Source organism: Moorena sp. SIO3B2 (assembly GCF_010692525.1).
In the GTDB taxonomy this organism is placed as follows: domain Bacteria; phylum Cyanobacteriota; class Cyanobacteriia; order Cyanobacteriales; family Coleofasciculaceae; genus Moorena; species Moorena producens.
In genome coordinates this window covers 8,487-21,142 of sequence record NZ_JAAHHE010000106.1, presented here as the reverse complement: position 1 = coordinate 21,142, position 12,656 = coordinate 8,487, and the positions used below count along the sequence as shown (strand labels likewise).

Below are 12,656 nucleotides of genomic sequence, written 5' to 3'. Positions count from 1 at the left end.
TCAGCTATCAGCTATCAGCTATCAGCTATCAGCTATCAGCTATCAGCTATCAGCTATCAGCTATCAGCTATCAGCTATCAGCTATCAGCTATCAGCTATCAGCTATCAGCTATCAGCTATCAGCTATTAGCTTATGGGTCACAGGCTTCTAGCCTGTGCCACGGTACTGTTCGCGCAGCACCTCAAGTAGCGCAATCGGTGCTTTTGAATAAAATAAGCTGACCGCTGACTGCTGACTGCTGACTGCTGAATGCTTACCTTCTGACTTCCCTACTCCCTACTCCCTACTCCCTACTCCCTACTCCCTACTCCCTAGCTAATGCTATAACATTTCCATTTGAGATGTGAACATAAAATTAAACCTTTTAGGTAACACGGAACTCGGTATCTGCTAACAGGGGTAAAGAATACCGAGTTTTTTTAATTATAAAAAAATCACGTTCTCGGTTTACAAATCATTTGTAAAATCTCTAATAATGGCTAATTATTAGAGATTTTTATAATTTTTATTTTGGTAAAGAATTTAAGTTTTATTAAAATTTTAGGTATTTGTGGAAAAAATCGATTAATTAGGATACAGTTTAATTGACTTGAAGGGCTAAAATTATCAAGCTAAATCCGTTGAAGATAGTCTAAATGCTACCGGGGTGAAAATCTGCCATTAGATTGATCAGCTATGGACTGTGAACCAAATTTTAGAATGGTATTTGGAACCAGTACTATATCTCAAATCACTAATGAAAACCCTCAATTCCCTTATTAAGGTAGATTTAGGGGGATTATTGAAATATAAAAGACTTGGTTTTACGTTTTTATTGCGTAATTAATTAATCTTAATAATTTCAGCAATTTATTGGGCTTTATTAACGATAATTAGATTTTAAGCTGAAAAAGCTAATTACTAAACCATAATAGCTAAAACTTAGCTACATATAGTGAGGGAGCAAGCCTTGCGCCCCTACAATTAGGCTTGAGCAACGGATGCCAGAGTAATTTCTGAACTGCAATGGCTCATCAAGGGGAGTCAAGAAACTACTGCATCAGTTTCTAGTGATTGCATCTACGCGCAATAGTTATTTGAGAAATTAATTATGAGTTTGGATGGCACAATCTCTAAGACAATGTCTAAGTGTTCAGTTGGCGATATCTCCGAAATTGACAGCCAATCAGTGGATTGCAAAGCCTTGGGTGGCAACAAGCAAAAGCTGTTTTCCTATGTTGCTTATGGTTTGGGAATCCACTCGGCGCTACCAATCCCAGAGTTTATCCCAGCAGAAGTAGAGTGTGATGTTACGATTCACATTCAGAGTAATGATTACAGTACGGGATGCGTTCGCGTAGCGTCGGCTGAGGCCGTAGGCCACGCTACGCGATCGCCGAATCGCAAAATCAGTGACTACATTCCAAAGGAAGTTATCCAGCAGCCGATGGCTTTCCAGTTGAGTCGAGATGAGGCAGTGATTTATCTCAAAGACACAGGGCTGTTTCTGGTACAGGGGGGAAACACGATTATAATCATTCCCGCAGCAGGAGCCTGCCTGAGCCGCATTCAAACGGCTCTAGTGGGAACTGTGATGGCGATTCTGCTTTATCAGCGGGGATTGTTGGTGCTACATGCCAGTGTAGTCAATATTAATGGTGGTGCGGTTGTTTTCTTGGGTAATTCCGGTGAAGGTAAGTCTTCAATTGCTGCTGCACTCCATACTCAGGGATACAGAATCATCACTGATGATGTTGCACCTGTGAGATTGGATCAGGGGAAAGCGAAAGTTGCTCCTAGCTTTCCTCAAATTAAACTAAGTCGAGAAGTAGCTAAGGTTTTGGGATATGACCAGGATAAGCTGGGTCTGCTGGTACCGAAGTTAAATAAACCTGGCTATCTGTTAAATCAGGATTTTACCCAAGCGCTACTACCAATCCGGTGCATCTATGTACTGGTTTCAGGTTCACAGTTGAGTATTAAGCGTCTGAAACTTCAGGAGGCGGTGATGGAACTATCCCATCACTCCCGTCTAAACAGTTTATTTGACTCTGAGAAAGCATCCCATCTTCTTCAGTGTGCTCAGCTTGCCAATCAGTGTAGTGTTTATCGTCTCCAGCGACCTCGTAACTTGGCTTTGTTGCCTGAGTTAGGGAGGTTGGTGGCAGAACACCAATTTATACAAGGCAAAATGTAACAGGTAACAGGTAATATAATAAATTACCCAAAGCCCCATTATCCATTACTCAAAAAAACTTCAAGCTCCTAATCAACTGTTATCAAAAACTGTAATCAACCCCTTCAATTTAGTTGAAGGGGATTAGCGTCATCTGTCCGACGTAATATCTGGCGAATTTACGCCTAAACTCGCCTCTTGAAAACTATGGTACTCTGGTTTTGATGTCTGAGTGGAAGGCATATATATCTTGCTCCCCAATGCTGGTGTAGAGGTAGTTGCTGTCTGTTTTGGACTAAATTTAATCAGCTGTAGGACTAATGAAAATCGCTACCTGGAACGTCAACTCAATTCGGAGTCGCCAAGCTCAAGTAATAGATTGGTTGCAACGTACCCAAGTAGATGTGCTTTGCCTGCAAGAAACTAAAGTAGTTGATGCCCAGTTTCCGCGATCGCTTTTTGAAGAATTGGGTTATTACCTTTATATTTCTGGGCAAAAATCCTATAACGGTGTAGCCATCTGTAGCCGGAAACCAGCTACAGACGTAAGTATGGGCTTTGCTGCCGTGTTGGATACAGCTCAGGTGGGGGACCTAGATGAACAAAAGCGAGTGATTAGCGCTACAGTAGACGGCGTCCGCATTGTTAACCTATATGTTCCCAATGGGGCTTCGGTCAACAGTGAGAAGTACGACTACAAGCTGCGTTGGCTGAAGATACTGCGGGACTATTTACACAGTATCCTAGAAGAACAGTCCCATGAACTTTGTGTATGTGGGGACTTTAATATTGCCCTAGAAGACCGGGATATCCATAATCCTAAAGGCAAAGAAAAGCACATCATGGCTTCCCCAGTAGAACGTCAAGCCCTACAATCTGTCTTAGACCTAGGTTTAGGGGATGCCTTTCGCAAATTTACCAAAGAAGGGGGTAATTTTAGTTGGTGGGACTATCGCACCCGTGCCTTTCGGGGTAATCGGGGTTGGCGGATTGACCATATCTACCTAACCCCCAATCTTTACAATCAAGCGATTAGTTGTACCATTGACATAGAACCGAGAAAACTAGATAAACCTAGCGACCATTCCCCTGTAATCGTTAACTTATAGTCAAGTTTTAACGGCAAAAGCCATTCAGCTATCAGCTATCAGCCGTCAGCCGTCAGCTTTTGAATAAAAGCACCTCAAGTAGCACCATCTTTAGCGCATAAGCTGATAGCTGATAGCTGAATGCTTACACAACTGAAATAAATAATTAACCATTAAACTTAATAATTATAGCAGTCGAAGTAAAGGTTAAGAAATGTTTCTGTTCCCAGATCCGCTGTTCCCAGATCCGCTGTTCCCTAAAACCGATAACTTTGTACTCACCAAATTGACAACTGCTATATAACAATTAACTACCTTTAAGCACACCATCAATAGCCTGCAATAATTCCTTAGCGGTGTAAGGCTTAGACAAAAAGGTCTTAACCCCAGCTTCAGCCGCCGCATCGACTTTATCACTGATAGGCAACCCACTGATGCCAATAATTTTGAGCTGCGAGTTAATTTCTCGCAATTGAAGGATGGTTGTTGGTCCATCCATAACCGGCATCATCATATCCATCAGCACCAATCTAATGTCATCCTGATGTTGCCTATAGAGTGCGATCGCTTCCCTACCATCCCTGCTAGTCATCACCCGATAGCCATAGTTTTCTAAGGAAGTCTTGGTAATCTCACCAATAGCAGCTTCGTCATCCACCACTAAAATCAACTCACCGTTTCCTGTCGGTAGTTCTAGTTCTTCCTCGGAAGGAATTGGGAAGTGTTCTACTGCTGGCAAATATACTTTAAAGTTAGTACCTACGCCCACTTCACTATACACATTTACAAAACCGCCGTGACTTTTCACAATACCTCTGACAGTAGACAAACCCAGTCCTGTACCTTGACCGATTTCTTTAGTAGTGAAAAATGGCTCGAAAATTCTTGGCTGTATTTTCAGGGGAATACCAATGCCACTATCAGCAACGGTCACCACAATGTAGGGACCGACATCGGCATCAATATGCATCCTGGCATAGTTTGGATCTAAAAAAATATTTTGAGCAGACAATGTCAACGTTCCACCATCAACCATAGCATCACGAGCATTGATGCAGAGGTTCATCAAAACTTGGTGCAGTTGTGTGGCATCCCCAGATACAGACCAAAGATTGGGGTCTATATCCGTAGACAATTCAATGGATCTGGGAAATGTTTCTAGGATAATGTGGCGAATTTCCCGAATCAAATGCCTGACTTGTAAAACCGTTCGTTGACCTGTAATACCCCGAGCAAAGGATAAAACTTGCTTGACTAAACCAGCCCCCCGCCTAGCATTATTCTCTACAGTTTTTAGGAGTTGCAAATGCCGCTGATCTGAGATTTTCAGCTGCAACAGTTGAGCTGACATTAGAATAGGAGCTAATAAGTTGTTCAAATCATGGGCAATGCCCCCAGCTAAGGTACCAATGCTCTCCATGCGCTGAGCGTGGAGAAACTGGGTTTCCAGTTGTTTTTTTTCAGTGATATTAGTATTGACAATCAAGATTGATTTGGCCTGTCCCTGAGGATTTTGCACCAAAGTCCAGCGACTTTCAACAATAATTTCTTTGCCATCTTTGGTGACTTGATTCAACTCACCATACCACTCCCCTGTTTTGGCAACACTTTGGTCTGCCTCGGCTAGGTCAGCTGGTGCTTGTTCGTACAGCAGTAGATGCTCTTTTTTTCCAATCACTTCTGCTGCCTGCCAACCGTATAGACACTCCGCTCCTTTATTCCAAAATGAGATAGTATTGTCTAGATCCCGAACCAGAATGGCATCGGTTGCCACATCCAACAACGCTGCTTGTTCCCGAATTTTTTGTTGCGCTTGCTGGCGCTCAAGGGCATAGCGGATGGAACGCTCTAGTAAAGGTCCTCTAAGTTGACTCTTATCCAGGTAATCTGCTGCCCCAGCTTTCATGGCTTCCATGTCAACCTCATGGTCTCCCTGAGCAGTTAGGAGGATAATCGGTGCTGTACACCCCCTGGCAATGGCTTCACCTAGGAGTTCAAGTCCATTATGCTCACCAAGACGGTAGTCCAGTAGATAAACATCATGGTGGTTCTGACCAATCATTTCTAAGCCCTTAGCATAGGTTGCCACCCAAGTCAAGCTAAATCTAGCTCTCCGGTTTTCCGACAGTAAATCACGAGTTATAATATAGTCATCTTCGTCATCATCAACGAGTAATACGTTAACCAAAGGGTTGTACATTGGTCTGGCACCAGAGGAATCGAAGGAAATTAGTCGAGGGTGGTGAGTTCTGAGTTCTGAAAAGGGTAAGCAATTTGCTGGCTTTGTGATCAACGAACATTGATGAGGGTCGGTTTTGGAAATAGTCCTGAGTGGATCAGTTTTTAGTGATACAGTAGAAACATCAGTAGAAACATCAGAACGTTCAGCTGGCGGTTGTGAGTATTTACTCATGGTAGTCGGTTAGGGCAATCTATTCCCTTCGGGGGGCAATTCGGCGATGTCCAACCAGTACTTTTTTAACGTTTCCATCACCTCAATTAGGGAACTATAGGTGACAGGCTTAACGATGAAAGAATTTGCTCCTAAGTTATAACTGTGATAGATATCTTCTTCAGCCTTTGAGGTAGTCAGCACTACAACTGGTATAACTCGTAGATTAGGATCAGCCCTAATTTCTCTGAGGGCCTCACGACCATCTTTTTTCGGCATATTCAAATCCAGTAGGATTAAACTTGGACGAGGGGACATGCTCGCCTGCCTGTGTTTACCACGGTGATACAGATAATCCATCAATTCCTCGCCATCACTGACAAAGTATAGCTCATCGGTCAACTGACTCTCTAACAGAGCCTCCCTTGCCAATAGACAATCATCCGGATCATCATCTGCCATTAAAATTATCACGGGATTTCGGCTTTCATTCACTCAGCATTATCTCCTCGACCAAAAATTATAAAGGAATTATAAAGGCATTATGAAGGGGTTATGAAGTATAAAGGTGTAAATTTGAAGTATTTTATGGATTAGTCACTCAACTACTAGTATGTTTTCATTATTTAACGTTTAAGCTTAAACCTTTAACCTTTAACCTTTAACCTTTAACCTTTAACCTTTAACCTTTCACCTTTCACCTTTCACCTTTAACCTTTAACCTTTAACCTTGGCCTTTCGGCCACGCTACGCGAACAATCTTCCAGCTTCAATTTTGTTTAATCGGCACCCTAACAATAAACTTAGCCCCCTGTCCTGGTGTGCTCTCTGCCATGATGCTACCATTATGGCGTTCCACAATTTTACGGCAGATAGCTAGACCGATGCCGGTTCCTTCATATTCGCTGCGACCATGGAGCCGTTGAAAGGTTTGGAAAATGCGATTGCCATACTTGGGGTCAAACCCAATACCATTGTCTTCGACTATGATCTGACAACGCTGATTAACGGTTGCGCCTCCATAACTTAAGGGAAAACTTTCCTGAAGCAGTTGGCTATAAATTTTAACGAGGTTACCTCTTGGTTCTGGTCGGAATTTAAGTCCGTTACTGATCAGGTTTTGCAAAAGTTGACGCATTTGCACTGGATCAGCTTCAATAGTATGTAGTTCACCGACTTCCACTACGCCACCAGATTGCTGGATACGTAGTTCTAAATCAGAGAGTACCTCTTGCACCACTTGAGCCAGATTAGTCGCAACCAAAGGTCTGGCCTTGGTGGTCACCCGGGAAAGGCTAAGCAAGTCATTGATTAACACCTGCATCCGTGCTGCAGCATTCTGCATCCGTTCCAGGTAGTCCTGACCCTGCTCCGTTAACTGTTCATGATACTTTGTCTGAAGGCGATCGCCAAATGCCTGAATCTTGCGCAGGGGTTCTTGCAGATCGTGGGATGCTACATAGGCAAACTGTTGCAGTTCAGCATTAGAACGGGCAAGTTCCTGACGCTGACGGGTTTCTGTTCCTAAAAGCTGGGCTTGGGCTAAGGCAATACCAATTTGGTCGGCCAGTTGTTGCAACAATTCACTTTCAAAGTTAGTCCATTGTCGTGGATTCGAACACTGATGGGCAATGAGCAAACCCCAAAGTTGGTCTTGTTGCTGAATTGGCACCACTAGGTTAGCTTTTACCCCAAACTGTTGCAGCATTTCTACATGGCAAGCTTGGATATCAGATTTTTCTAAGTCACAGATGTTGCTAACCCTTCCCTGACGATACTGGTCCAGGTACTCTTCATGAAAGCAAGGATCTTCGATGCTTTGTCCGAGCATGATTGGCCAACCAGGTACTACTGCTTCTTGAAGCACTTTCCCCCAGCCATCAAAACTCAGTTGGAACAGTACAACTCGGTCAGCCTTGAGAAATTGTTGCACTTCTGTAACCGCCGTTTGCAGAATCTGATCCAGTTGTAGAGACTGGCGGATTTTCAGGGTAATTTCTGAAAACAATTGCGATCGCTGATTTTGGCGCTTGAGTTCTTGCTCTGCTAACTTACGCTCAGTAATGTCATCCACCACATAGGAAAATCGGGGGCGAGGAGTGGTTGTGTCGGGAATTGGGCATACAGTGGCGCATAACCAGCGGGTATCGGTTTCAGTGGTGTGATCATACTCGAAGGAAATGGGCTGATTGCTTTGTTGGCTTTCTCGGTAATGGGTAATCCACCGATGGATATGAGTTTTGGGTGCCCCCAACTCACTGGCTAACCGATTCTGCATGGCCTCGGGTGTAGTCCCGAAAAAATTCGCTGTACTGTTATTATCAGAAATATGCAGGATGTCATCATCCAACAGTTCCACGACCCCCATCAATAGTGCGGAACTGTTGAAAAAACTACGCAGGGTCGATTCACTACCGAGCAGTGCAGCTTCTGCCTGTTGGCGCTCTATTTCCGCTTGATGAGCTGCAATTAATCGACCAAGACTTTGAGCCATTAATTCTACAATTTCCCGTTCGTGAGGCTGGAAATCCCTTTCTCTGACCTGGGTTGAGGAAAAATTGAGGGAGCCGTAGACTTCACCATAGACAAATATGGGAGTCCCGATATAGGACTCAAGTTTTAGAGTTTGGTAGACTCGATGAGCATGCATTAGCTCCATCTCACCTACATGAGTATAGGAAATGGTCTTTTTTTCGCGAACGACTACAGCACAATAGGTATTTTTTAATTCAAACTCTGAGCCAGAGACTAACCCTTCTAGATCAGACCTGACCGACAGGATGGTGTAGGAATTAAGGTGTATTTGACTAATAATGCCAGTGGGCATGCCTAAAATTTCACAACCCGTCTCCAGATAGTCAGTATACAGCAAGTCAAAGTTTTGGTAATTGGTGGTATTCAGCCGATGTAGGTGTTTGAGGTTGTTACTGAAGGTTTCCAGAGCCTGAGACTTTTGCAAAAGTTGCTCGTCTGCGTGCTTGTGTTCAGTAATGTCCCGCCCTACTGCCTGGAGCTCAATTAATTGACCATGCTCGTTAAAGATGGCACGATCGCTCCACTGCTGCCAGCGAATCTCTCCTGTGGGCATAATCACCCGGTGTTCAACCGTTTCTACCGGATTCTCCGGGCTTAGAGAAGTAATACACTGTTCTAGCCTTTTGAGATCCTGATCGGGAATCAATGGCAAAAACCGTTGCCCAATCAACTCTTGCTCTGACTTGCTGAAATAGCGACAGTAGGCACCATTGACAAAGGTAAGAGTTCCATCAGGACGGAAACGACAGATCAGTTCTGTTTGATCTTCGACAATAGCGCGATAGCGAGCCTCGCTCTGATACAATTGCTGCTGATTTTGCTCCCGCTCGGTAATATCATGGTTTAGACCAATGGTTGCCACCATATTGTCTTGCTGATCATAAAGAGGTACTACCACCGTTTCACACACCCCACACTTGCCATCTTTGCCAATAAAGTGAATCTCCCCAGACCAACGTCCCGAACTGGTCATCTCCTGGATAATCTGCTCGGTTAGAACAGCCGCCTCTTCCGGTCGGTGCAAAATCCCTGCAGTTTTACCCAATACCTCAGCTTTGGTGTAGCCGAATATTCGCGCTGAAGCAGGATTCCAATCAATTATCCTACCGGCTAAGTCCGTGATTATGATCCCATCGAAGATACTCTCAAAAATCAGACCCTGTCTACGCAGGGCCTCTTCCGCCTGTTTGCGCTCAGTGATATCAATGGAAGAACCAATGTAACCGGCAAAGTCCCCATTGGGGGTAAATCGGGGAGTGCCTATATCTAATATCCAACGATACTGCCCATCCCTACGTCGCAAGCGGTACTCCATGCGAAAATTTTCTCTGGCGTCGAAGGCAGATATATAGGTATTGAAGCTGAACTCTAGGTCATCAGGATGCACCCCTTCAGCCCAGCCCTTGCCCAATTCAAGTTCGAGGGTCTTACCGGTGAAGTTCAACGAAAGCTGATTGAAAAAGTTATAAAGTTTATCAGTGCCTGACATCCAGATCATTACTGGGGCATGATCAGCCATCATCCGGAAGCGAGCTTCACTCTCTTCGAGGCTGGCTTGCTTTTGTTTGGCCTCGGTAATGTCCCGTGCGATCGCATAAATTAAACCATCGTTCACTACTGGATAAGCAGCCCAGGCTAGCCATTTATAAGACCCATCTTGACAGCGATAGCGATTCTCGAAGTAGACAGTAGGGATGCCAGTCCCCAATTGTTCTATTTCCGCCCTGGTTGCTCCTCGGTCATCGGGATGGACAAAATTGAAAAACGTGGTGCTTTTTAGTTCTGCTTCGGTGTAACCCAAGGTGCTAGTAAAGGAAGGACTCAAGCGCTTAAAGTAGCCATCGAAACCAGCTATACACAGCAAATCCAGGGAGAGGTCAAAAAAGCGATCGCGTTCTTGCTGGATCCGTTTCCATTCAGTAATGTCACGAGTAAAACATCGGGTATGGACAAATTTGCCATTTTTCCAGAGGACATTAGAGTTAATCAGCACATGGCGAATCGAGCCATCTTTGCACAAGAGTCTGGCTTCGTAGTTTTTTAAGGTTTCTTCAGCAGTTAGTCTGGCCAGGATATCTTCAATTACCTCTTGCTCCGGGTAAAATTCACCAATGTGGTGACCGATATACTCGTCGGCGTTGTAACCCAGCAGATCTAACTCTGCCTGATTAGCCCACAGGATAATGCCATTGCTATCCACGCAATGGAGACCAACGCAGCCATTTTCTAAAAAATCCAGCAGTTCTTGGTCAACCTGGGTAAATTCAGGTTCAAAACCTTGGTTTTCTAACTGAGGCTGCTGTAAATCCGCTAACTGTTGTTTTAGCTCCAGTTGGCTGATCAGTTGACGACTTAAGGCTTGTAATCCCGCTAACTGTTGTGGCTGAAGTTCCTTTGGCACTTGATCGATTACGGCAAGTGTTCCCAGAGGGTATCCCTCAGAGGTAATTAGGGGAACTCCAGCATAAAACCGAATATGAGGCTCAGCAGTAACTAAAGGATCAGTGGCAAACCGTTGATCAGCCAGGGTATCCTGAACTACCAATACCTCAGCTGACTCAATCCGATGGCCGGATAAAAAGGTATTTTGACTTATTGACGTTTCATCTAAGCCCAGATTAGACTGACACCATTGACAGTAACAGTCAATCAGGGTAATCAGAGCCATGGGCGTTTGGCAAATTTGTGCGGCTAATGCTGTGACATCATCAAACGCCTGTTGGAGCTCAGGGTCAGTAATTCTTTTATAAGAGTTTTGGGCTGCCAGCTTTGCTGGTTCATCAGCCTCTTCTCCTCCTGCCATCAAATAATCTCCAAACGGGTTATAATCAGCCCTAGTTATGATCAGCCCTAGGTTGGCTGTTGCTCAAGACGATAAGACTGATCACTGATCAGCTAGGATGAGCTTGACTTGAATTAGCTTGAGGTTAAGGATAGGTAGCATCAATGGATTAACGGCAGATGTTTGTGGGCTACTGAGAAATAGCCCTCCACAACGCCATCATTGCCCTTGTCAGAGAAAAAACTTCTGATTTAATTTAATATTATTTGAATATTATTTAGGTATACTATCTGAATTTAGAGCACCTGCTCCTAATTTTTAAAGTATTTTAAACAAATCGGAACATGGGGCTAAGGTTGGGTATTGATTAAATCCAACCAACAAATATAAATAAACTATATTATAGCTGAATTTGTTACTAATCTTAACACTTCTTAGAATTCTCAGGCAATGACTCCCCTGCCCAAGATCACTGAAAAGCAAACGGTAGATAGTTTTTCAATCACCATCGCTCCCTTATCCCTATCAGAACTTTACGCCCTTGCTGAAGATCCGGCTAATGGAGCTGTGGTGATGATGAGTGGCACAGTCCGTAATCAGACTGATGGGAAACCAGTGGTAGCATTAGAGTATCAAGCTTATGAGCCCATGGCATTACGGGTATTTTCCTCAATTGCTGCCCAGATTCGTGCCTCATGGTCTGATGTGAATCGGGTGGTAATCCATCATCGCATCGGTCGCTTAAAAATTGGGGAAATTAGCGTGTTAGTCGCTATTGGCTGTCCTCATCGTTCAGAAGCCTTTGCAGCTTGTAAATATGCTATTGACACCTTGAAGCATAATGCTCCGATTTGGAAAAAAGAGCATTGGGATGATGGTTCCAGCACTTGGGTCAGTATTGGGGCGTGTGAGCAATCATAATGAAGAATGAAGAATGAAGAATGAAGAATGTAGAATGTAGAATGTAGAATGAAGAATTATAGAATAGCTCCCTGTAGCACCAACTTTTTTACTTATCGTTTTAATCGTTTTAGTGATTGAGCGATCGCTTTTTCTAATTCCACTTTACTCAAGTAAAATTGTAGGGTGGGCATTGCTCTCGGAATATCATGATTGAACAGCTATCAATGATATGGGCAATGCCCACCAATACCCTAGGGTGGGCAAAGACTGATGTAAATTCCAGAATGTTTGGGAGTTGGAAACAGGCCTAAGGTATCCTGGTTGGTGGGCATTGCTCAGATGAATTCTGCCTGGGTTGGGGGTTGATTTCAAGCAATGCCCACCCTACAACTAAATTCTAAATTCTAAATTCTAAATTCTAAATTCTATCTACTTATCGTTTTAGTGATTGAGCGATCGCTTTTTCTAATTCCACTTTACTCAAGTAAAATTGTAGGGTGGGCATTGCTCTCGGAATATCATGATTGAACAGCTATCAATGATATGGGCAATGCCCACCAATACCCTAGGGTGGGCAAAGACTGATGTAAATTCCAGAATGTTTGGGAGTTGGAAACAGGCCTAAGGTATCCTGGTTGGTGGGCATTGCTCAGATGAATTCTGCCTGGGTTGGGGGTTGATTTCAAGCAATGCCCACCCTACAACTAAATTCTAAATTCTAAATTCTAAATTCTAAATTCTATCTACTTATCGTTTTAGTGATTGAGCGATCGCTTTTTCTAATTCCACTTTACTCAAGT

The 12,656-nt window shown here is 43.8% G+C and carries 7 protein-coding genes and 1 pseudogene; 4 read left to right on the top strand and 4 right to left on the bottom strand.

Annotation, left to right across the window (positions count from 1 at the left end; genetic code table 11):
- The 3 genes from F6K38_RS20880 to xth form a co-directional block, all read left to right on the top strand.
- A partial coding sequence (locus F6K38_RS20880) for a hypothetical protein (RefSeq protein ID WP_287357316.1) occupies positions 1-222 on the top strand: 222 nt, incomplete at its 5' end.
- A gap of 899 nt (positions 223-1,121) precedes the next feature.
- Positions 1,122-2,177, top strand: coding sequence for a P-loop NTPase family protein (locus F6K38_RS20875; RefSeq protein ID WP_008186039.1), 1,056 nt, complete (start codon positions 1,122-1,124; stop codon positions 2,175-2,177).
- 299 nt (positions 2,178-2,476) lie between these two features.
- Positions 2,477-3,265 carry an exodeoxyribonuclease III gene (xth, locus tag F6K38_RS20870; protein ID WP_287251384.1) on the top strand — a complete coding sequence of 263 codons (789 nt, stop codon included), beginning with the start codon at positions 2,477-2,479 and terminating at the stop codon, positions 3,263-3,265.
- Positions 3,266-3,551: 286 nt separating this feature from the next.
- Here the strand turns inward: xth and F6K38_RS20865 are convergent, their stop codons facing one another.
- The 4 genes and pseudogenes from F6K38_RS20865 to F6K38_RS44300 all read right to left on the bottom strand — a co-directional run.
- Complete coding sequence (locus F6K38_RS20865; protein ID WP_044493705.1) at positions 3,552-5,444, bottom strand: hybrid sensor histidine kinase/response regulator; 1,893 nt, start codon at positions 5,442-5,444, stop codon at positions 3,552-3,554.
- A gap of 222 nt (positions 5,445-5,666) precedes the next feature.
- Positions 5,667-6,098 (bottom strand): response regulator, encoded by a 432-nt coding sequence (locus F6K38_RS20860; RefSeq protein ID WP_008186031.1) that lies wholly within the window; start codon positions 6,096-6,098, stop codon positions 5,667-5,669.
- A 307-nt stretch (positions 6,099-6,405) separates the two neighbouring features.
- Positions 6,406-8,130 carry a PAS domain-containing sensor histidine kinase gene (locus F6K38_RS44305; RefSeq protein WP_502708812.1) on the bottom strand — a complete coding sequence of 575 codons (1,725 nt, stop codon included), beginning with the start codon at positions 8,128-8,130 and terminating at the stop codon, positions 6,406-6,408.
- Positions 8,122-10,974 (bottom strand): annotated as a pseudogene (locus F6K38_RS44300) (PAS domain S-box protein); the annotation flags it as partial. The gene F6K38_RS44305 and the pseudogene F6K38_RS44300, both read right to left, overlap by 9 nt.
- 429 nt (positions 10,975-11,403) lie before the next feature.
- On the opposite strand from F6K38_RS44300, the gene F6K38_RS20850 reads away from it, so the two are divergent.
- Entirely contained in the window at positions 11,404-11,874 is a 471-nt protein-coding gene (locus F6K38_RS20850; protein WP_287265686.1) for a molybdenum cofactor biosynthesis protein MoaE, read from the top strand.
- Positions 11,875-12,656: the final 782 nt, after the last annotated feature.